General features: G+C 36.1%; 20 protein-coding genes and 1 riboswitch. Of the genes, 7 read left to right on the top strand and 13 right to left on the bottom strand.

Translation table 11 applies throughout. The features are described 5' to 3' along the window. Positions 1-119: 119 nt before the first annotated feature. Both QDN89_RS14165 and QDN89_RS14160 read right to left on the bottom strand, forming a co-directional pair. On the bottom strand, positions 120-302 hold the full coding sequence (locus tag QDN89_RS14165; protein WP_280770810.1) for a hypothetical protein: 183 nt from the start codon (positions 300-302) through the stop codon (positions 120-122). A 144-nt stretch (positions 303-446) separates the two neighbouring features. Next, a complete protein-coding gene (locus tag QDN89_RS14160) occupies positions 447-1,235 on the bottom strand; it encodes an HAD family hydrolase (protein WP_280770809.1) in 789 nt (262 codons plus the stop codon). A 205-nt stretch (positions 1,236-1,440) separates the two neighbouring features. On the opposite strand from QDN89_RS14160, the gene guaC reads away from it, so the two are divergent. After that, complete coding sequence (gene guaC, locus QDN89_RS14155; RefSeq protein ID WP_280770808.1) at positions 1,441-2,424, top strand: GMP reductase; 984 nt, start codon at positions 1,441-1,443, stop codon at positions 2,422-2,424. A gap of 109 nt (positions 2,425-2,533) precedes the next feature. Here the strand turns inward: guaC and QDN89_RS14150 are convergent, their stop codons facing one another. The 9 genes from QDN89_RS14150 to QDN89_RS14110 form a co-directional block, all read right to left on the bottom strand. Further along, positions 2,534-3,457 carry a hypothetical protein gene (locus tag QDN89_RS14150; RefSeq protein WP_280770807.1) on the bottom strand — a complete coding sequence of 308 codons (924 nt, stop codon included), beginning with the start codon at positions 3,455-3,457 and terminating at the stop codon, positions 2,534-2,536. Further along, positions 3,441-3,956, bottom strand: a complete 516-nt coding sequence (locus QDN89_RS14145; RefSeq protein ID WP_280770806.1) for an RNA polymerase sigma factor — start codon at positions 3,954-3,956, stop codon at positions 3,441-3,443. The genes QDN89_RS14150 and QDN89_RS14145 overlap by 17 nt, the downstream gene beginning before the upstream one ends. Positions 3,957-4,115: 159 nt before the next feature. Further along, entirely contained in the window at positions 4,116-4,472 is a 357-nt protein-coding gene (locus QDN89_RS14140; protein WP_280770805.1) for a nucleotide excision repair endonuclease, read from the bottom strand. A gap of 83 nt (positions 4,473-4,555) precedes the next feature. Beyond that, positions 4,556-5,497, bottom strand: a complete 942-nt coding sequence (locus tag QDN89_RS14135; protein ID WP_280770804.1) for a D-2-hydroxyacid dehydrogenase — start codon at positions 5,495-5,497, stop codon at positions 4,556-4,558. 113 nt (positions 5,498-5,610) lie between these two features. Then, a complete protein-coding gene (gene queE / locus QDN89_RS14130; protein WP_280771036.1) occupies positions 5,611-6,372 on the bottom strand; it encodes a 7-carboxy-7-deazaguanine synthase QueE in 762 nt (253 codons plus the stop codon). Beyond that, complete coding sequence (gene queD, locus QDN89_RS14125; RefSeq protein WP_280770803.1) at positions 6,335-6,817, bottom strand: 6-carboxytetrahydropterin synthase QueD; 483 nt, start codon at positions 6,815-6,817, stop codon at positions 6,335-6,337. Before queD ends, queE begins: the two co-directional genes overlap by 38 nt. A gap of 2 nt (positions 6,818-6,819) precedes the next feature. Next, complete coding sequence (queC, locus tag QDN89_RS14120; protein WP_280770802.1) at positions 6,820-7,473, bottom strand: 7-cyano-7-deazaguanine synthase QueC; 654 nt, start codon at positions 7,471-7,473, stop codon at positions 6,820-6,822. Positions 7,474-7,563: 90 nt separating this feature from the next. Continuing rightward, positions 7,564-7,609: riboswitch (PreQ1 riboswitch) on the bottom strand. An 82-nt stretch (positions 7,610-7,691) separates the two neighbouring features. Next, positions 7,692-8,711 carry a Gfo/Idh/MocA family protein gene (locus tag QDN89_RS14115; RefSeq protein ID WP_280770801.1) on the bottom strand — a complete coding sequence of 340 codons (1,020 nt, stop codon included), beginning with the start codon at positions 8,709-8,711 and terminating at the stop codon, positions 7,692-7,694. 66 nt (positions 8,712-8,777) lie between these two features. Then, entirely contained in the window at positions 8,778-12,089 is a 3,312-nt protein-coding gene (locus QDN89_RS14110; RefSeq protein WP_280770800.1) for a tetratricopeptide repeat protein, read from the bottom strand. A gap of 356 nt (positions 12,090-12,445) precedes the next feature. On the opposite strand from QDN89_RS14110, the gene QDN89_RS14105 reads away from it, so the two are divergent. The 5 genes from QDN89_RS14105 to QDN89_RS14085 all read left to right on the top strand — a co-directional run bounded on the left by QDN89_RS14105 (position 12,446) and on the right by QDN89_RS14085 (position 17,352). Beyond that, positions 12,446-12,925: a hypothetical protein gene (locus QDN89_RS14105; protein ID WP_280770799.1), complete on the top strand. Its 480-nt coding sequence runs from the start codon at positions 12,446-12,448 to the stop codon at positions 12,923-12,925. Positions 12,926-13,248: 323 nt separating this feature from the next. Next, positions 13,249-14,175 carry an ABC transporter ATP-binding protein gene (locus tag QDN89_RS14100; protein WP_280770798.1) on the top strand — a complete coding sequence of 309 codons (927 nt, stop codon included), beginning with the start codon at positions 13,249-13,251 and terminating at the stop codon, positions 14,173-14,175. After that, on the top strand, positions 14,168-15,130 hold the full coding sequence (locus QDN89_RS14095; RefSeq protein WP_280770797.1) for an ABC transporter permease: 963 nt from the start codon (positions 14,168-14,170) through the stop codon (positions 15,128-15,130). The genes QDN89_RS14100 and QDN89_RS14095 overlap by 8 nt, the downstream gene beginning before the upstream one ends. Before the next feature lie 138 nt (positions 15,131-15,268). Then, on the top strand, positions 15,269-15,976 hold the full coding sequence (locus QDN89_RS14090) for a winged helix-turn-helix domain-containing protein (RefSeq protein ID WP_280770796.1): 708 nt from the start codon (positions 15,269-15,271) through the stop codon (positions 15,974-15,976). After that, positions 15,976-17,352, top strand: coding sequence for a sensor histidine kinase (locus QDN89_RS14085; RefSeq protein WP_280770795.1), 1,377 nt, complete (start codon positions 15,976-15,978; stop codon positions 17,350-17,352). Before QDN89_RS14090 ends, QDN89_RS14085 begins: the two co-directional genes overlap by 1 nt. 89 nt (positions 17,353-17,441) lie before the next feature. On the opposite strand, the gene QDN89_RS14080 is transcribed toward QDN89_RS14085, so the two are convergent. Beyond that, positions 17,442-18,173, bottom strand: coding sequence for a YqcI/YcgG family protein (locus QDN89_RS14080; RefSeq protein WP_280770794.1), 732 nt, complete (start codon positions 18,171-18,173; stop codon positions 17,442-17,444). Positions 18,174-18,363: 190 nt separating this feature from the next. Here QDN89_RS14080 and QDN89_RS14075 point away from each other — a divergent pair, with 190 nt between their 5' ends. Then, positions 18,364-19,896, top strand: coding sequence for an FAD-dependent oxidoreductase (locus QDN89_RS14075; protein WP_280770793.1), 1,533 nt, complete (start codon positions 18,364-18,366; stop codon positions 19,894-19,896). A 100-nt stretch (positions 19,897-19,996) separates the two neighbouring features. On the opposite strand, the gene trpB is transcribed toward QDN89_RS14075, so the two are convergent. Then, on the bottom strand, positions 19,997-21,160 hold the full coding sequence (gene trpB / locus QDN89_RS14070; RefSeq protein ID WP_280770792.1) for a tryptophan synthase subunit beta: 1,164 nt from the start codon (positions 21,158-21,160) through the stop codon (positions 19,997-19,999). Positions 21,161-21,258: the final 98 nt, after the last annotated feature.

Genomic DNA, 21,258 nt, shown 5'->3' with positions numbered 1-21,258 from the left:
GATGCACTCATTAAGGATTGGTGACAAAAACACCTTCACATTCGCGACGAACGTAACAAGGAGTGACTCAAACAAATGTAGGGGGAATGAAAATGACCAAGGGTAATATCGTGCGTTCGTTATTTCTCTAATGCTTGATAAGCCAACTGATACTTCCCACCTTCAGTCACTTCGGCATGATACAATGCCTTCATTGCGTAAGGTTTCTCCAAGTCGTGTTCTTTCATAAGTACTTTTAACTGCTTTTGTAGCGCTTCATTTTCTTTAATTAATTGTTTCATTTGCGATTTAACATATCTCATCTTATTTCAACTCCTTTTCGAATAACACTCTTTCATAAGCATAACATTTAATGATGTGCACTATCATTTTTCACACAAAAATCCGAATCGCCTTGTCGATTCGGGTTAGGTACATGCTTTATTCAGTTACTAACTCTAAACACATTACACTGCAAATGACCGAATAACATGTTGTTCTATAAATTCAGCCAGCCCGTCCTCTTCATGATGACTCGTTACAAAATCTGCTTTCGCTTTAACAAAGGTTGATGCATTACCCATAGCAACTCCTTTACCTGCTCTAGAAAGCATTTGAACATCATTAGGTCCGTCCCCCATTGTTACTACTTCTTTTGGAGATATTCGATAAGCACGTAAAAGTGTTTGAATAGCTGACCATTTTGATACTCCTCGAGCAACCATCTCAAAACCATCATCCCAGTTTATCACATCCGTTGCATCTGAAAACAATGTCGAATAGTCTGAGCTTTTTTTCTCTGTACGAATACTGTATTTTAATACGTCTTGATAAGTCGCCTTTCTTAAATCACCAATATATCGAGGAGGAATTTGCCCTTCTCTTGTCCATTCATCAATTTCTGCATTTGATCGCTTACAATAAAGACCATCCGCTGCATGAATGATAACATTACATGAATCATCACTCGTAAGATGATGTAACCGTTTGTTATCTAAAACGACTGGTTTTGTTTGGATCGCTTTCCCTGTTCGTCCATCATGAATCGATGCTCCGTTTAAACAAATCATCGGTGTTTTTAAACTTAGCGATCGGTGATATGGGGCAGTAATTTCATATTGTCTCCCAGTAGCAAGAAACACTTTTACACCTTGATTAATAAGACTGTAAATTGCTTCTCTATTTCGTTTAGATATTTCGTTTGAAGTCGTTAGTAACGTTCCATCCATATCAATAAACATCGCACGTACATCCATTTTATACACCTCCATTTTAAGATAACCTTATTATAACAATCCTTTGTTAAGAACTTATTAATTGACTATGTTGTTTAAGTAAACGTCATACTTGCTAATTTAGCAACAAAAACTTTGACAAGAGCATCAAAATGATGTAAATTATCCTATGGACGAACATTAAAAAAACAAAATGAATCTAATATTCGTTTTTAGGAGTGATATCATGGATAATGCATTTGATTATGAAGACATCCAACTGGTTCCAGCAAAGTGTATCGTAAAAAGCAGATCTGAATGTGATACTTCGGTCACTTTAGGAGGACGCACATTTAAATTACCAGTCGTACCTGCTAATATGCAGACGATTGTTGATGAAAAAATCGCGATATTTTTAGCTGAAAATAATTACTTTTACATTATGCACCGTTTTGAACCAGAAAAAAGACTCTCTTTCATTAAAGACATGAACGCAAGGTTCTTATACTCTTCTATTAGTGTTGGAGTAAAAGAAGATGAATATAAATTCGTACAACAATTAGCCGATGATGGTCTCTACCCAGACTACATTACGATAGATATTGCTCACGGACATTCTAATGAAGTCATCGAAATGATACGCTATATCAAAAAAGTCTTGCCTGAGAGTTTTCTTATCGCAGGAAACGTAGGGACACCAGAAGCTGTTAGAGAATTAGAACGAGCTGGTGCAGATGCAACAAAAGTAGGTATTGGTCCAGGGAAAGTATGCATCACAAAATTGAAGACCGGATTTGGCACAGGTGGTTGGCAATTAGCTGCTCTTCGTTGGTGTGCGAAAGCTGCAAGTAAACCAATTATTGCTGACGGAGGAATCCGTACTCATGGCGACGTAGCTAAATCTGTTCGATTTGGTGCTACCATGGTTATGATTGGTTCGTTATTTGCAGGGCACGACGAATCCCCTGGAGAAACGGTTGAAAAAGAAGGGAAACGTTTTAAAGAGTACTTTGGATCTGCTTCTGAATTCCAAAAAGGTGAAAAAAGAAACGTGGAAGGCAAAAAAGTATTTGTTGAACATAAAGGTTCTTTAGTAGATACGTTAAAAGAAATGGAACAAGATCTTCAATCAGCCATTTCTTATGCTGGTGGAAATAAGTTAGAACATATTCGTCAAGTTGATTATGTCATCGTAAAGAATTCCATCTTTAATGGTGATAAAGTTTACTAATTTTTCTTTTCCATAGTGACATTTAATATAAATAATTCTCAAAAAGCGGCTAGATAGTATCTAGTCGTTTTTTATGCACCTGAATGAAATAATAAAGAGCAAGTACCCATCAGGGAGTACTTGCTTCTAAGATTTCGTCAAACAATTCCTTCATTTCACTATCATAACGAAAGGTCTCTCCACGCTGTTGATTAACATCCGTTGAAATGAGAACATCGTCTTCACGAATATCTAAGTTGAAAGATAAATTTCCACCATCGCGTTCTTGATATCCAAGACTCATAAAAAATCGTTCGCGAGATAATCGTTCGTCGACTCGTTCTGGCAAGTCCTTCTCCACTAAGTCTTGGAAACGTTCAAGCCATTCCTCATCTTCAATGATTATCGACTCCTCTTCTTCCCCTTCCACCCAAGTGCTTTGATCATCACCTTCGAATGGAGAAAATTCTACTTCAGTAATCGTCATACTAGGCCAAAAAGAATACCAAGATAATAAACGATCTCCTACTTCATGACTTAATTGATAGACTTCTGATTCTCCAGAAACCGATACGTAAGTAACCTCTCGTTGGAATTCAAAATTCAATAAATTTTTTTCTTCATTCGTTTTGGTAATTAATACTTGAAAGTCACTGTCAATATCATGATCCACAATGGAATGTTCTCCTGCCGCTAGTTCCGTGAATTCATCGATTTGCTCTTGATGACGAATTTCAAGCGTTTCATCTGTATATCTTTCCAATAACCATTCCTGTTCATCCGTTCCTCTTTCTAATGCTAAATGATCGATGGGAGTTCCTTCTTCCAAAAAAGCTCTCTTCTGACTTCCATCGCTATTTAAGAATTCAGAAGTAACAAGGATTACAAGGATACATAATGCAACAATTGTAACGACTGGTTGCCAAAAAGATTTCTTCCTTGAAGATGTGTTCGGTTCACGAAGTCGATTTTGAATTTTTTGAAACGTTTCTTCTTTTGCTTCTTCTGACCGGTTAAAACGACGGAGTTTTGTCCACTTAAGATTTGTTTTCATCTTGAAAAACCTCCTCCGATCCATAATTAACTTGTAACTTTTCGAGTGCTCTTTTAAGTGTCATCTTTACTTTTGCTTCCGACCATTCGAGCGTATCGGCAGTTTCGGCGATGGACAGTTCATGAATTTTCCTTAACATAACCACTTCTCGATACGATCGTTTCAATTTGGATATCTTTTTATATAATTCCTGCGCTTCTTCATCAGCAACGACTGAACGTTCCACATGTTCTTTGCTTTCCAAGTGAATACCGGTTTCTAATGAAAAAAGGAGAAACGGCTTTCGCTTTCGTAAATAATCAATCGTTACATTTCGAGCAATTCGAATTAACCATGTCGTCGTTTGGGATTCATGGCGAAAATGACTTTGACCTTGAAATGCTTTGACAAATGTATCCTGAGTTAAATCTTCAGCAAGTGTCTCGTCTTTTACAAGCATACGAATATAAGAGTAGATACGATCACTTTCTGTTCTATAAACCCTCTCGAAGTCTTCCATATTCTTTCCTCCCTTATCCCGTTAGACGAAGCAACATGTCAAAAGTAACACATTTTCCTTAAAAACTTATTTTTATTTCCAACTTTAAAAAGATTTACGGCAATAAAAAAAGCAATAAGCGCCATTTAAATAATCGGCTTATTGCTTTCAATATATATTTTACTGAAAAAATACTTTATCTACATTGTATTTCGCTTTCAGCGTATTCACAATATACGTTTCGTAAATTTCTCTCTCCATTGGATCATCTACGATGCACACTTCGATTTTAGTTACTTCGTTTCGATGGTTTTTCATAACTGAGACGTTATCTTCAAAGTGCTTTTTTATTCGCTGTCTGATCTTTCTTGCTTTCCCAACAAACAAGAGCTCATTGTCGGCATTATAAAACATAAAAATGCCACCTTTTTCTCTCGTAATTTGATGGAAATCCGTGAAACCGTAAATATTGCTAGCTTCTGGATCTACTTTTTTGAAAATAGTAAGATCTGGTTTAGGTATTGTAATTTTAATCACTTGCGCTCACTTCCTCATTCATTATTCTTCTAGATACTACCATATATCATTCTTGAACGCCAATGCGCTTCAAAGGGAATGCGTTAAAAACCTTTAGCAAGATCCACTTTATTAAGGAGCACCTCGTTCTGCTCCAGCTTATCGAACGTTTCTAAAAAACAATCGATTCCTTCTTCTGCAGTAGTGATCGCTGAAATATGAGGTGTGACAGTGACTTTCGGATGTGTCCAAAAAAGATCACTTTCTGGAAGAGGTTCTTCTTGAAAAACATCTAAAATTGCCCACTTCACATGCCCTTTAGCCAATGAATGAATCAATGCTTGATTTTTCACTGACTCTCCTCGTCCTACATTAATAAATAGGACGTCATTACATGAATGAAGAACCTCCTCATCGATCATCAACTTCGTATCCTCTGTTAAAGGCATCGTATTTATAAGATAATCCGTATCTTGCAAAACATGATGATAGTCCGAGTTAGACAAAAACACTTCTGTAAAATACTCTTTTGATGTTCCACTTAATGATATACCATACACTTTCACACCAAAGAATGACAGCGTTCTTGCTACCTCTTGTCCGATAACTCCCGTGCCAAAAACGACAGCCTTCTTTTCGTTTAACGGAATAGGAGCAACCATTTTCCACTCTTTATTTTGCTTCTGATGATCATATGTATAATGGTTCTGCACATCTCGTAATAGATAACTTAAACAGTATTCGCTAATTTTTTGACCAAAAGAACTTATCGTTCTCGTTAGTAGAACATCGTCTTTCCATGGAGCGTCTCTCAAAAGCTTATCTACCCCAGCTCCTAGTGAGTGAACCCATTTAATATTCCCAAAATCAAAATTTCCTGGTCGCTTAAACGATACGAAGACATCTGCCCATAAATAATCCTCAGCTGAAACTTTATCCTCTGAGATAAAGCGAAACTGTTTATTTTCTACACCTTCTTTTCTATTAACAATCGCTTCTAATTCCTTGTACATCGGACTAACAAATAAGACGTTGTTTATATTCATGCCATCACCCCTATTAGTTGATATGAAACAACTTCGGTTCTATGATCAACGTTTTTAATGCCCACCTGAATCTATCTTAGAAAGTTTTGGTCTCCTCTGACTTCCAAAGGAAATCATACACCTCTCTTATTCCCCCACAACAATGTGTGTAATTGAGGCAGAACTCTCGCATCGTTAAGTTCCTCATCATCAAGTGTTCTATCAATCAACCATTGATATTTCTTAAATAAATCTTCCGCTAATAATTGATTATTTGTCGTATCGATATCTTCGTTTCCAACTTGTAAATAAAACGAAATGTGCGGATATCGTTTCGTTATCTCTTTTGCATACGCAAAATCAACCTCATCAAATACGACAACTTTTAAACTTGTATGTTGTTGTCTTCCTTCTTCAGTTAATCGTGTAATAATAGAGTCAAGAGCATCGTAATTTGTTTTCATTTTTGAACTAGGAGGTTTAGGAGAAATCGTTAAATCATTTACATCAAGGAACCAATCTTGCCAGACACTTCCTTGCGTTTCGATCGCAACGTCTACGTTGTTTTCGTTAAATATCGTGATCAGTTGCTTAAGGTTTTTTAACAACGCTGGATTCCCTCCTGAAATCGTCACATGTGAGAAGTTACCATGAGCAAGATTGTTTAACTCATCCCAAACCTCCTCTGCTTTCATTTGAACGATCTCTTCTTTCGCACTTCCATCCCACGTAAAAGCCGAGTCACACCACTCACATGAATAGTCACAACCAGCGGTTCGCACAAACATCGTTTTTTTACCGATTACCATCCCTTCTCCTTGAATAGTCGGTCCGAAAATTTCTAATACCGGGATTGAATTACTCAACTTCCATCCACTCCCGTCTCGCCTCTGCATAACTCGTTGGTGTTTCAAACAACCTTACAAATTCTACTCTTGCTCCTTGATCAACACTCATCGTTTGATTGTGCACTAAAGACTCAGACATTTTTTCGTAAATCCAAACGACCATATTTTCTGCTGTTGTGTTCATAGGAGGAAGCGTTTCGTTAATATAGCGATGGTCAAGATGGACTTCTATTTCATTTTTCCAAATCTCTTTAATATCACCAAAATCAATCATTAATCCAATAGAATCAACAAAGCCACTTATCCCAAAAATAACTTTATACGTATGACCATGTAAGTTCTTACACTTTCCTTCGTAACAATGCAAATGGTGTGCTGCATCAAATGTAAATTCTTTGCTTACCATCACTCTTTTGGAATGATATTTTAATTGTTCCTTCTGAATATCTTCATTTATTTTTTCTAAATTCTCGACAATTTTAAAATCGTACATCATTATTCACCCTTCTCTTTCAAATACTTATCCAATCCTTTTTTGCGTAAAATACAGGCTGGACACTCTCCACAACCATCAGCAATAATCCCGTTGTAACAAGTCAGTGTCCTTTCCCGAACAAACCGAAAAGCACCTAGCTCGTCTGCTAACTTCCACGTTTCTGCTTTATCAAGCCACATTAATGGTGTATCTATAACAAACGTATCGTCCATCGCCAAATTCAGAGATACATTCAACGATTTCACAAATATATCTCGACAATCTGGATATCCACTAAAGTCTGTTTCACACACTCCTGTAATAATGTGTTTAGCTCCAATTTGTTTCGCTAAAATCGCTGCAAATGACAAAAATAAATGATTCCGTCCTTCCACAAAAGTTGACGGAAGTTCTCCATCTTTTTCTTCGATATTAATGTCTTCTCTCGTCAGTGCACTAGGAGATAATTGATTCAACAAGGACATATTTAACAGCGTATTTTTTACACCTAATTCTTTTGCTATATCTTGCGCAATGTTAATTTCTAATTGATGACGCTGATTATAGTCAAACGTCACGGCTTCGACTTCTTTGAACTTATCCAACGCCCAAAACAGACACGTCGTGCTATCTTGTCCACCACTGAAAACGACCAGTGCTTTTTCTTTCTTCATTAGTCTCTACTCCTTTATGTCCAAAACCCTATGTTATTTATCTTTTCACATCAAAAAACACCATACCCCTAAGGATATGGTGAAGTAAAAAGTTCCTTAGTTTTTTATAGAGGGTGTGAGCTAGAACCTCTCCCGAAAGTTATTCGGATTTAGATGCAGTTGTCGAATACGAATACGTAGCATTATATCACAATCAGAAACGAGAAAATATGATAATATCATATTGTACCATAAAGAACTGTTTTCCCTTCTCTTGATGATTCATAGGCACACTCGATCAAACGAGTTAACGAAATTGCCGCATTCATATCAAATTCCGCTAAATCCCCTTCTTCTTTGGAAGAGATAAATCTAACGAATTGAGCACTTGGCATGGCCTCAGAATCTGGAACGTCCTCTCTAGGGATGAGGGTTAATTCCTCGTGACCTGGTAGCTGTTTTGATTGTAACCACACTTTGAAATTGTCGTCCGATTCACCGAATATGAGTATCGTTCCCTCTGTCCCAATAATTTCAAATACATTTCCTAATTGAGATGCTACAAAAGATGTGTGCGCAGTACCTATTGCCCCATCCTCAAATTCAATGACCGTTGTCGAATTTTCATCGCTTCCTGTTCCATATATTTCATTCATTAAACAAGTTACCTTCTTTGGGGTCCCGCAAAAGTACGGTAAAAGGTATAGTCCATGACATCCCAAGTCCAACGTAGCTCCTCCGCCTGTTTGAGAAGCGTCGAACCAATAACTAGGCAACATATTTTTATTCAATGCTGCTTGATGAGCTCGTCTAAAGTACATCGCAGAAATTTTCCCTATCGTTCCCTCATCAACAAGTTGTTTTGCATATCGATATGCTCCAATAACTTTCGATTCAAGCGATACGGCGAAAGTCACGTGATTTTTGTCGACAGCAGCTTCGATCTTTTTACAATCTTCCACCGTTAGAGCCAATGCTTTATCAGAAAAAATATCTTTCTTCGCATTCGCACATTGGATGATTATATCTGTATGTGTTGTCGTTGCACATTCGACGATAACAGCATCTACTTCTTTGTCATTTAGTACGGTGTCTAAATCTTTTTCAAAAGGAACGCCAAAACGTTTCGCAAACGCTTTACCTCTCGCTTCATCATCATCCCAAACAACTTTCAATTTCGCTACCCCTGTAAGCAACGCATCCTCAACAAACCCTTCCGTATGAACGTGCCATGCTCCTATCAATGCAAGGTTGACCATAATACCCCTCCCAAATATATTCTGTATATCCGCTACAATATCTAACAAAAATAGCTAATAGTCTTATTATATACGTTTAATCAACTCTTTCAATTTACTAACTGGAAGAATAGGGACTTTTCCTTCCTTAGGAATTTTCGGTGCCTTTATTACTTCTCCTTTTAATGTAAAACCAAATTTACTCTCCCACTGCTTATAAAAAGGAAAAGACGATTGATGAAATAACGTTTTCAAAATCGAGTGTGCTTTCTCCCTGCTTTCATTTATTTCACGTATGTTTTCATTTATACCACCTATTCTCACAATAAGATAATGAATATATATTTGTTCTCTTAAAGATATTGAGTTTGTAAATAATTCATTTAAACGTAAGATTGCAAAAGAGCTGTTAATCTTTTTATGTTCCCAGTCAATTTGAATCATAAGCCTTTGAATAGAACATATTCGCTGATGTCGTTTGTATTTTACAGCTAATTCTAATGATTGTTTTAAATACATGTGAGCATTGCCCCTGTCAGTATTTTTCACGTATAAATAACCCAAGTAATATAAGTTATCGCATAGAAAAAATGGGATGTTTAATGATTTTGCTATGTTAATTGAATGAGTTAACATCCATAAGGCGAGATCCATTTCCTTAAGTTTTCCTATTGTATGTCCTAGAAGTCCTAGAGTAATAGCAACTGTTCGCTTATCTCCAATAATTAATGCTTCTTGCAGATTATGAGTTAAACATGTCTTCGCCTCTTGAAGGTAACCTGCTTTCATGTACACTTTCCCTAAGAGACCTAGGGAAGTTGCAATTCCCATTCGCTCTTTTAAGGCTCGGCTAACTTGGACTCTTTCATTTATCGATTGAAAGGCAAGATGAAGTTCTTCCATCTCAATATAAGTAAGTCCTTTTCCAGCAAATGCTTTAGCTAAAGACGATCGATGATCATGTTTATTAGCAAGACGAATGGTTTCGTTAAAGAGGACCATGGCTTCCGGATATTGTCCCTTTTCAAAGTACAAATTTCCCAATATTCCAGTATATTTCCCTTCTTGTTCAGTTCCTTTCGCCAAGTTAATGCTTCTTTGCAAATAGTCTAACGCTTTATTGTCATCGCCTAAGTATTGATAGACCATTCCTAAATTCCCTGTAACCTCAACCAGCCCTCTCATTTCACTTAATGTTTCAAATATATAAAGGGATTGATGTAATAATTCAAGTGTGTCTTGATATTTCCCTTGAAGCCTCAAGCACTCGGCTAATTGCACTTCATGTCTGCCCTTTTGTTCCAAAGAAACAAAAGAGCTAAATTGATCTAACCATTTTCTGTATGCTTTTTCAGCCTCTCTCCATTTACCAGACATTCGATAAGCATTGGCTAACATAGAAAGGGTATCTGTTTGCTTCTCCAAAGGAATGAAACGTAAAAGCTTATGGCAATAGGTGATGACTTTATCATGCGCATACATGTCTTTTGCTTCCATAAGTGCTTGAATATAATAAGGAATAGCCTCTTTTTCATATCCACCTTTTTCAAAATGGAAAGCTATTTCAGAAGATGCTATTGAATTACTCGAACTTTCGACCATCACTTTTGCAACTTTTGCATGAATGAGTAACGTAGTTGAATCACTAATTTTAAGGTCTGCTGCCTCTCTCATTCGATCATGATAAAAATCGATCCTATCATTTTTATTTTTTTTGAGGATACGTCTTTTCAATAAATCCATTAATAGATGAAGTGTTTTATCTTTGTTATCATTTAGATTGCTGAGAAAAGATAACGAGATTGGTTTTCCAATAACAGATAAATAATTGCAAAGTTCTAGTTGCTCTAAAGGTAGTTTATCCAGTCTTTGCCTCATCATCGTAAGAATTGTAGCATTCAGTTCATTTCTCGATTCGTCTTCATCAGTATGTTTAATAATTTCCTGAATGAATAATGGGTTTCCGTCACTATACTTATGAATCCTTGATGTACTAATTTTAGGTTGTTTATGAAATATTTTTACTAAACGTTCCGTTTCTGATTTAGTGAAAGGAGCCACCTGAATAGAACGTACCTTTTGATTCATATTCAACTTATCGATAACTTGATCGAGATCTGTATGTTTCTTTTCATTTAATCGAAGAGTCGTTATTATCAATAAAGGATTAAGTCGTTTTTTACACATTAATGCTTCTATTAAATTTAAAGATTCTTTGTCTATCCATTGGATATTATCTAAAATCAGTATAGCTGATTTATCTTTAAACAGTGCATGATCTGCGGCATGATACCAACTACGAAGTGACCAGTTCTCTTGTAGTTCTGTCGGTTTCTTTAAAGTTGGATACCGTTGTTTAATTATTGGCATCATTCGAGATAGATCTACTAAATGGTCTTGATCTAAAGTGTCCATGTTTTCTTTCTCAAGATAAGAAATAAAAGGTTCATAAGGAACCCCCTCATCCATCGCAAAACATTGAATAGAAATCAATGGGATCCCTTGACTGAGAGCCCATACAGAAAACTCTTCCAATAGTCGAGATTTTCCAATTCCCGCTTCTCCCTTAACTAACGTTAGGAGACTGTTATTCTCTTTTGCCTTTTCCCAACTTTCTATAAGAAACTGCCATTCTTTTTTTCGCCCAATCATAGGAATATATTGTTTATCAAACGGAACTCTATTAGAATGTTGAGAAATAAGTTGGTCATAAATGGTTATCGTGTCTGAAGAAGGCTCTAGATCAAGTTCACTTCGTAATACTTTTTTTAGGTTATTAAACTGTTTTTTTGCCTTTTCTATATCACCTTTTAATATATGGAGACGGATGATATTTAAATGAAATGACTCAGATAGTGTATCTAAATATAATAGTCGAAAGGCGAAAAGGAGCGCTTGATCAAAATCTCTATTCATCTCATGAATGTTCATAAGTTTTTGTAATGCATTTGTATAACGTAATTTCAACGTGTCACGTCTCTCTTCAACCCATTCTTCTTCTAATCCCGGAAGGAAGTCTCCATGGTAATAGTTAACCGCCTGTATCAAATCCGTAACACGATGACTAGAGGTTAAACTTTCAAAATGAAACACATCTATGTCTAATTGATTTAATGAATGCCAAATAATATATCCATTATTTAAACCTAAATGATTGTCTGCATGAGGAACGATCTTTTTAATGTGAAAAATTAATTTACGAAGATTTGTTAATGCCTGTTGTTCTGTTGTATCTGGCCAGAATTTGAATGCCAGTTGTTTTCTGTTTAATGGTAAGTCTGCATGAAGGAATAAATAAGCCAACAATAATTGAACTTTACCTGTTGGAACTTTATTAAAAGGCTCGTTTTTATAAAAACATTGAAATGTCCCAAGCATTAGGATTTTATACCCCTTCACTTTTCAGCCCTCCATTATTCAATTAATTAGAACAGTATGCATGAGAAAAAATGGTGAATGTAATCGCAAATAGATGGAAGGAACGATGTAGGAACGCTATTTTATGTAAAATAAACTGAAAAGATAAGGAAAGGAGGCTGCCAACAAAAGAAGCTATAATAGGGAGCTTTATAAACACTGATTGGAAAAGTTCACAAAGTTTTATAAACAATTGTTTTGTTGTATCTATTATAAATAACTTGGAGGTGAAGTGGTAGCAAAAATTATACGTGTGTGTTGCTTAAATAGTTATATGAGAATGATTTAATCATGAACATGAAATAACACATCCAATGATTAATATGAGGAGGCTTAAAATGAACAAGAATAAAATTGTTATTTTTAACATTTTGATCATCTTTTTGTTGAGTCTATTAGGTACTTCTGTCGTTGGGGCACACTCGCTTGGTTCCGATGTTTCGAAACAGCTAGCCGACGTTCGGCAAGCAACGGCAAAATACCACAATATCGATGTGGCGTTTAATGATGGGTATGTAACGGATTATCATTGTGTTCCTAACATGGGCATCCACCTAGTAAATCCTGATCTTTTGTTCAATGGCTTCCATGACCCTCTTAAACCTGAGGTTCTTGTTTATGAACCAAAGAAAAACGGTGGATATAAACTTGTTGCTGCAGAATACCTAGCACCGGGTGGCGAACGTCCAACCTTATTTGGCCAAGAATTTGATGATGGTCCTTTCCCTGGTTCTTATGCTCTCCATGCTTGGGTCTGGGAACAAAATCCTAATGGCATGTTTTCCCCGTACAATCCTAAAGTCACTGGTTGCAATTAATTTTCTCAATACTCGTTGCTCATTAACCACAGCTTTTTGAAGCTAGGTAATGGAGTGACGAGTTTTTGTTTATATTCGATCATAAATTAAATCAAATCATTACAAAAACAGAATTATCATTAGCCCTTAGGATATTCCTAGGGGCTATAACTATTTAACACCCTATTGAATGCATCATTTTCATTGAATGTTAGCTTATCTAATGACCATTCATAAAACATCTACATCTACATATTTTTAATACTTTTATAAGAACTTTATAAGTGAAAAATAAGCTTTGTTTGTGATAATGCAAGTATAGAAAGTAACGAGGAGGAATTAAAATGCAAAAGCAACCAATCATACAAATTAAAAATCTCAAAAAGCAAATTGGCAAGACAACAATCATTCACGGAATATCGTTAGATCTATATCCTGGAGAGGTATTTGGATTTTTGGGACCTAATGGAGCAGGAAAAACAACAACAATTCGGATGATGGTCGGCTTAATGAATATCACAGAAGGAGAAGTTTTAATTAATGGTTATAGTGTCGAAAAAAACTTTGAAAAAGCGATTGCTTACGTTGGAGGTATCATCGAAAACCCAGAAATGTATAAATATTTAACAGGGTACGACAACTTAATCCATTATTCTAGAATGATCCCAAAAATTAAAATAGAAAGAATCGAAGAAATTGTAAAATTAGTCGGTCTTGAAAAGCGGATACATGAAAAGGTCAAAACGTATTCTCTCGGTATGCGACAACGTTTAGGATTGGCTCAGGCTTTGCTTCACTCCCCTTCCGTTTTGATATTAGATGAACCAACAAACGGGCTTGACCCTGCAGGAATTAGAGAAATTCGCACGTACATTAGAAAATTAGCCGTGGAAGAAAACATCACTGTCTTTGTTTCCAGTCACCTACTATCAGAAATGCAGTTAATGTGTGATCGCATTGGTATCATCCATCATGGAAAGTTAATTAGTGTAGAAACGGTTAAAAACATGTTAGAAGATAATCAACACCTTTCTGTAAACTTCACCGTATCACCGTTAAAAGAAGCATTAAGCTATGTGAAAAAAACCAATCCAAAAATAAAAGCAGAAATCATCGATCATCGTCTCATCATCTACACTAGTGAAGACCAAATAACGACATTTGCAAAACTGTTCGTCAATAATGGATTTAGCTTAACTGGAATTCACGGAGAACAAAAATCGTTAGAAGAAAAATTTATTCAAATAACAGGGGGCGATCTACATGTTTAATATGTTTCGTTTAGTCCAAAATGAAAACATGAAAATATACAAACGATTAGGAACTTGGATTATGATTGGATTAATTCTGATGATCGTCATCTTCGCAGGTGGAATAACAAAGTATTTATTAGCAGAAAACGTCAATCTTAATTGGGAAGAACAAGTACAAATCGAAAACGCGCAGCTACTTGAACAAATCGAAGAGTATGAAAACATGCCGATGGTTGGAAGTAGCGCCATTCAACCATTAAAAGAAGATGTCATGATCAATAATTATCGACTTGAAAATGATATTCCACCTGTGGAAAATGAGACATTATGGGGGTTTATGTTATCTTCTCCTGATTTCACTGCTTTAGCATCCGTTTTTGTCATCGTTATTAGTGCTGGAATTGTTGCAACCGAATTTTCCACAGGTACGATTAAACTATTATTAATTCGACCAGTTAAACGTTCAAAAATTCTTATTTCTAAATATATTGCCACTCTGATTTTTGCTATCATCATGTTATTAACTATCTTTGTCTCTTCCCTCATAGTTGGCAGTATGTTGTTTGGATTTGATGGAATCAACTTACCTTATCTAGTCTATTCAGGTGGTGAAGTGATAGAAAGAAACATGCTTGTCCAAATCATAACATTCTATGGCTTGAACAGCATTGATATGATCATGATGGTTACCTTTGCGTTTATGATTTCAAGTGTGTTCAGAAGTAGTTCACTCGCAATCGGACTTTCGTTGTTCCTCATGTTTACAGGTCAACAGCTTGTCATGGTATTAAGTGACTATAACTGGGCTAAATATATTTTATTCGCTAACACAAATTTATATCAATATGTTGCTGGAACACCTATCATTGAAGGAATGACTCTTGCTTTCTCCATCATCATACTCAGTGTTTACTTTTTTCTCTTCATCCTTATCTCTTGGTTCACGTTTAATAAAAGAGATGTAGCGGCGTAAATTTAGAAAAACTTAAAAGGAAACCAGCTTTAGGTGGTTTCCTTTCTTTTTCGTTGCGATGTATAATAAAAATAAATCAGATGGGAAGTATTGCTTCCTGTTGACGATAGTTACGAATGATCGAAGAGAGGGATTAGCATGAATGAAGATACTATTTTAATTGTAGAAGATGAAAAAGAAATTGGGGAACTTGTTAGAGACTATTTAAATGCTAGTGGATACAACGTTATTCTCTCTCTAGATGGAAAAGATGGATTAGATCAATTTCATAAAGCGAACCCTATTTTAGTTGTATTAGATGTCATGCTACCGCACTTAAATGGTATTGACGTTTGTCGCGAGATTCGCACTTCCTCCAACGTCCCAATCATTATGATGAGTGCCAAAAAAAGTGAAACAGATAAAATAATAGGGCTTGGCATTGGTGCTGACGATTACATTGCTAAACCATTCAGTCCAGGCGAGCTCGTAGCAAGAATTAAAGCACAGCTTCGCAGATACAAAGATTTTTCGCAAATGAATAAACCTGAAACATCGAGTACCATCACATTCGATAAACTAATGATCGATGAAAAAGGATATATCGTGACTGTTTCAGGAAAGAAAGTTGATCTGTCTGCAAAAGAATTTCAATTATTACACTTAATGGCTAAAAATATGGGCCAAGTTTTTTCGAAAGAACAATTATTCGATAAAATTTGGGGTTTTGATAGTTATGGTGATACAAGTGCTGTGACTGTCTACATCAGAAAGATCAGAGAAAAAATTGAAGAAAATCCTTCCAAGCCAAAATACATTGTCACCGTATGGGGTGTCGGTTATAAATTTGATGGGAGTTCCTTGTAATGGGGTTAAAAACAAGGTTAATCATCGCATTTCTTAGTATCGTCATTTTACCTATTATTACAGCATTTGGAGTTATCTCCTTTTTTTCTTATCAGCTTGATCAACTAAATGAAGAGCAAAATGAAGAAATTGACGACGTTTTATCTGATATCAATGACGTCATTATTGATAATTATCAACACCTGGATGACCCGGAACTTTTTTTCCATCAAATTGGCTCTATTATTGAGCCATATAATGTCGAAATCATCATTACCGCTCAAGATAATGATGTATTGATTGATTCAAGTGAGATAGAAGAAAGTAATGAGGAAGACTTTATGTTCACGATGCGACAATCACAAGTTCAAACATTAGATGGAGACATCATCAATATTGAGATAAAATCAAATTCGTTAGACCTAACCTCCAATCAATCGTACAACAAAATTATTACAACCATTATTGTTAGTATTGGCAGTGGTTTGCTTGTTTTAATAGCGTTAATGATTGGTTGGACACTATATATTTCAAGAACTATTTTAAATCCGCTAAAACAAATTTACACAGCGACGGAAGAAATGACCGAAGGCAATTTAAATTATGAGATTAACTATACAAAAAACGATGAAATTGGTCGCTTTATTAAAGGATTTAACATCATGCGCGATCACTTGAAACAATCTCTTCATAAGCAACAACAGTATGAAAAAAATAGGAAAGAATTAATTGCTACTATTTCTCATGATTTACGAACCCCTCTCCAATCGATCAAAGGATATGTAGAAGGAATCAATGACGGCATTGTTCAAAACGAAGAAATGAAAAAAAGGTATTTGCAAGTGATCTTATCAAAAACGGAACAGTTAAACAGGTTAATTGAAGATCTTTTTGAGTTTTCAAAAATAGATTTAGATCAGCTAGCAATGGAAAAGGTATTAGTAAATAGTAAGGATTACTTTGATCAACTTCTTACAGAGTTTGCAATAGACCTTAATCAAAAAGAAACAAAGTTATTGGTGAAAAAATCTGTGCCCTCTTCCGTTATTCATATTGATAAGAAGCGGATCGAACAAGTTTTTACAAATCTATTGGATAATGCGGTGAGATACGGAGCTTCAGAAATTGGTATTCGTATGTATGAAAGCACTGAAGAAAAAAGACTAGTGATCGTGATTTCTGATAATGGACCAGGGATACCCGAAGAAGATTTGTCTCATATTTTCAATCACTTTTATCGAGGCGAAAAGTCCAGATCAAGAGAGCTTGGTGGCACTGGATTAGGATTAGCTATCGTGAAATCAATCTTAGAAGCACATGATGGAGAAATCACGGTGGAAAGTGTCGAAGGAAATGGAACGACGTTTAAACTGTCTCTCCCTACCATGACTAGCTAACACAAGCTTATCCTTTATTATTCCCTTTACGAACAAATGCTTTATACATGTTCGTAAAGGGAATTCTATATAAATAGTTGTTAAAGACTTTATTTTTTCACATGGAATGGGCATTTCCCCTCGATTGGTTCTGCATCATCCCCAATAAAAAATTGCTTCCATTCATTATGGGTCGGATCACCGTAGTGACTAATGTCCGGATGTGTAGGTAGATTATCCCAAACTTCAACACGCTCTCTCACTTTCTCTCTCGACATCACCCCGCCAGGTTCTGTTCCTTCTAACCCTTGAAATATCCGTCTAGGTTGAAAACCAATTACGAGACTATTTCCAAGGTCTCTTGTTTTTCGCTGCTTATAGGCAGGGGCATTTCCAAAAGCAAAAATTGGTTCTTTTTGAAAATGAAAATCCCATAAATAATGTTCAGGATCCTTCGGCTGGTCACTCGGCCATGATGATTGATCTTCATGATGAAGGTATTGCAAAATCTCCCAAAAATAATCGCGATAATATTGTATACTTTTCTCTTCTTTCTCTGGTTCAACAAATAAAAACAAACCATGTCTAGTAAGTTTAGGGGCGTCAAATAAGCCTAAAAACTCGCTAAGTGTGGCTGGAAGTGTCGACCAGTCTTGATGAGTGATATAGGAATACCTTAATTCCCCTTTGTTCTCCCCCTTCTGACCAAAGTAGCAAGGGAAATCTTTTCTCGTGACGATTTGTCGAAACGTATCGTACTCTTTATTAAACCAATCCGGAAGGGATTCGGAATCTTTGATATCTTTTTGTGTTAATAGACGAGACTGTTGTTGCGTATGCATAAGGTACCTCCCAGTTATATTTGAAATGACATGTTATCGTTATATAGACAAGTTCCCATTAATTGTATGAAATAAACAGAGTAATTAAGTAAAAACGCTTTACATCGATCCTTTTTCATAATGGGGAGAAGTTTATAACTACCTATGAAGGGTACATGTCCTTTTATATTCTTTAAGGAGGATTTAACTTATGGAAATTCCAATGAATTCTAAATCATTATGGCATGAAAACGATAAACGCCACTCATTTCCCATTTTACAAGATCATATCTCCACTGATGTAACCATAATTGGTGCCGGTACAACTGGAATAACTTCCGCTTATCTTCTAGCAAAACAAGGAATCAAAGTCACATTAATTGAAGCTGGAAAAATATTAGATGGGACAACTGGATATACAACTGCAAAAGTAACTTCACAACATGGACCAATTTATCAAGATTTACTCCATGATTTCGGAAAAAATAACGCAAAATTATACTATGAAGCTAATGAAGAAGCGCTAACTTTTATTAGAAAAACAGTTAAAGAACAAAACATAGAATGTGATCTTTCATCAGAAAATGCCCTATTATATACGACAAACGAAAAAAATATAACAAAACTGATTGATGAAGAAAAAGCCTATAAAACATTGGGGATCGACGGGGGAATTGTCAATCTTGGATCTGATTTACCTTTTAGAGTTGTAAAAGCTTTAATGATGCGAGACCAATTACAATTCAACCCTGTAAAATTTTTCGCAGGGCTTATTCCTACAATATTAAAAAATGGCGGAAGGATCTTTGAACATACAAGAGCATCTCATGTAAAAGATAAGAATATCCCTTCCGTTAAAACAACAGCGGGACATACGATTAAAAGTAATTATGTCCTTGTTAGTTCTCATTTTCCGTTCAACGATCAAGACGGTTTATATTTTTCAAGACTTCATGTGGAGAGATCTTACTGCCTTGCCGTTAAAACAAGAAAAAATCCTCCAAGAGACATGTACCTTAGCATTGATCATCCCAGCAGATCATTACGTTACGCTAAATCTGAAACTGGGGAATCACTCCTCCTTGTTGGTGGTGAAGGGCATAAATCTGGAAAGAACTACGGGAAAACTACTGAGCATTATGAACGGTTAAAACAATACACAGAAGAAAATTTCGGAGTGGAAGCCATTCCATTTCGTTGGTCTGCTCAAGATTTAAAAACACTTGATAATATACCTTACATTGGTCCCATTTCCTCTGGAAAAGACAATGTACTTGTAGCTACAGGTTATGGAAAGTGGGGAATGAGTAATGGGGTTGCAGCTGCTATGATTTTGAGTGATAGATTGATGGGAAAGAAAAATCGATATTCTGACTTGTTTGATCCAAGGAGATCAGAAAAAAAGAAAACAAATGCTGCAACTTTTTTAAAAGAGAATATGGATGTCGGAAAAGAGTTTATAGGAGGGAAACTTCATCGTCCAAATAAGGATGTGGACCAACTTTCAATAGATGAAGGAGCGATCGTCCATTACAATGGAAATAAAGTAGGTGCTTATAAAGACTCTAAAGGAGAATTACACCTAGTCGAGACAACTTGCCCCCATATGGGCTGCGATACCTCTTGGAATGATGCAGAAAGATCTTGGGATTGTCCATGTCACGGGTCACGCTTCTCCTATACAGGAGAAATATTAGAAGGACCTGCAGTAAAGCCATTGAAACAAGCTAAAAAAGATAAATAACTTAAAAGATACCTATGCTGCAACGCTGTTTTTCTATAAAAATAAATAAGAAAACGCACAATCACCTTCATCAGTTTTCCGAAGTGATTGTGCGGTACGTTTATTTCTTAATCATATCAAAAGCTTGTTGGACATCTTTATCGCCACGTCCGGAAATATTGATAATGATGATTTGATCTTTCGAAAGCTGAGGAGCTAATTTTTTCGCATAAGCTACCGCATGCGCACTTTCCAATGCTGGAATAATTCCTTCTTTTTTAGCTAAAAGTTGAAATGCCTCTAAGACTTCTTCTTTATTAACGGCATGATATTCCGCACGGCCACTCGTTTTCAAGTAACTATGTTCTGGCCCGATACCTGGATAATCCAAGCCTGCAGCAATCGAATACGTAGGTTGAGGATTTCCATCTTCATCAAGAAGAACTAGACATTTGAAACCGTGAATAACTCCTGGTACCCCGTGCGTTAAGGTCGCTGCTTTATCAGGTTCGACTCCAATTAATCGAACAGAAGGTTCATCGATATAATGTGCAAAAGCTCCAATGGCATTGCTTCCACCACCAGTGACAGCAATCACAGCATCTGGAAGTTTCCCTTCTTTTTCTAAAATTTGTCGTTTAGATTCCTCACTTATGACTGACTGAAAGTGTTTCACCATCGTCGGGAATGGATGTGGACCAACGGCTGATCCAAGTAAATAAAACGTATTTTCGTAGTTTTGAACTAAATCACCTAGTGCCTCATCAACAGCATCTTTTAATCTACCTTGTCCTTTATCTACAGAGACAATCTTTGCACCTAATAATTCCATTCTGAATACATTCAACGCTTGTCTTTCTGTGTCCAGTTTCCCCATATAAATGGTGCAATCCATGCCAAACATCGAACAAGCAGTAGCCGTTGCCACACCATGCTGACCAGCACCTGTTTCCGCAATAATTCTTTTCGCCCCCATACGTTTGGCTAATAATATTTGTCCTATAACATTATTAATTTTGTGAGCACCCGTATGGTTTAAATCTTCTCGCTTTAAATAGATTTTAGCGCCACCATACTCTTCTGTTAAGTTTCGGGCAAAGGAAAGAGGATTTTCTCTTCCAACAAACTCTTTTAAATAAAATTTAAATTCTTCCATAAACTCTGGATCATTTTTGTATTTTTCGAACTGTTCTGCTAACATATCTAGCACTTCTTTTAATTCAGGAGGGACAAAACTACCCCCAAACTCACCAAAATATCCTTGTTTCAATTCTACATCATTCATTTTTTTCACTCTCCTCAGCTATTCTCATCTCTGGAAGGAATCACATCGTGACCACTTCCCTACTATACTATTCACCTCTAAATCGTTATTTTATATTT

It is taken from the genome of Salipaludibacillus daqingensis, assembly GCF_029891575.1.
Classification (GTDB): Bacteria; Bacillota; Bacilli; order Bacillales; family Salisediminibacteriaceae; genus Salipaludibacillus; species Salipaludibacillus daqingensis.
The sequence above is the reverse complement of the archived record's forward strand: the minus strand, read 5'-3'. Positions and strand labels throughout refer to the sequence as shown.

Excerpts from the sequence above, each read along its gene's own strand:
- QDN89_RS14165 (WP_280770810.1), bottom strand. The coding sequence starts at position 302 with ATGAGATATGTTAAATCGCAAATGAAACAATTAATTAAAGAAAATGAA.
- QDN89_RS14160 (WP_280770809.1), bottom strand. The coding sequence starts at position 1,235 with ATGGATGTACGTGCGATGTTTATTGATATGGATGGAACGTTACTAACG.
- guaC (WP_280770808.1), top strand. The coding sequence starts at position 1,441 with ATGGATAATGCATTTGATTATGAAGACATCCAACTGGTTCCAGCAAAG.
- QDN89_RS14150 (WP_280770807.1), bottom strand. The coding sequence starts at position 3,457 with ATGAAAACAAATCTTAAGTGGACAAAACTCCGTCGTTTTAACCGGTCA.
- QDN89_RS14145 (WP_280770806.1), bottom strand. The coding sequence starts at position 3,956 with ATGGAAGACTTCGAGAGGGTTTATAGAACAGAAAGTGATCGTATCTAC.
- QDN89_RS14135 (WP_280770804.1), bottom strand. The coding sequence starts at position 5,497 with ATGAATATAAACAACGTCTTATTTGTTAGTCCGATGTACAAGGAATTA.
- queE (WP_280771036.1), bottom strand. The coding sequence starts at position 6,372 with ATGCAGAGGCGAGACGGGAGTGGATGGAAGTTGAGTAATTCAATCCCG.
- queD (WP_280770803.1), bottom strand. The coding sequence starts at position 6,817 with ATGTACGATTTTAAAATTGTCGAGAATTTAGAAAAAATAAATGAAGAT.
- queC (WP_280770802.1), bottom strand. The coding sequence starts at position 7,473 with ATGAAGAAAGAAAAAGCACTGGTCGTTTTCAGTGGTGGACAAGATAGC.
- QDN89_RS14115 (WP_280770801.1), bottom strand. The coding sequence starts at position 8,711 with ATGGTCAACCTTGCATTGATAGGAGCATGGCACGTTCATACGGAAGGG.
- QDN89_RS14105 (WP_280770799.1), top strand. The coding sequence starts at position 12,446 with ATGAACAAGAATAAAATTGTTATTTTTAACATTTTGATCATCTTTTTG.
- QDN89_RS14100 (WP_280770798.1), top strand. The coding sequence starts at position 13,249 with ATGCAAAAGCAACCAATCATACAAATTAAAAATCTCAAAAAGCAAATT.
- QDN89_RS14095 (WP_280770797.1), top strand. The coding sequence starts at position 14,168 with ATGTTTAATATGTTTCGTTTAGTCCAAAATGAAAACATGAAAATATAC.
- QDN89_RS14090 (WP_280770796.1), top strand. The coding sequence starts at position 15,269 with ATGAATGAAGATACTATTTTAATTGTAGAAGATGAAAAAGAAATTGGG.
- QDN89_RS14085 (WP_280770795.1), top strand. The coding sequence starts at position 15,976 with ATGGGGTTAAAAACAAGGTTAATCATCGCATTTCTTAGTATCGTCATT.
- QDN89_RS14080 (WP_280770794.1), bottom strand. The coding sequence starts at position 18,173 with ATGCATACGCAACAACAGTCTCGTCTATTAACACAAAAAGATATCAAA.
- QDN89_RS14075 (WP_280770793.1), top strand. The coding sequence starts at position 18,364 with ATGGAAATTCCAATGAATTCTAAATCATTATGGCATGAAAACGATAAA.
- trpB (WP_280770792.1), bottom strand. The coding sequence starts at position 21,160 with ATGAATGATGTAGAATTGAAACAAGGATATTTTGGTGAGTTTGGGGGT.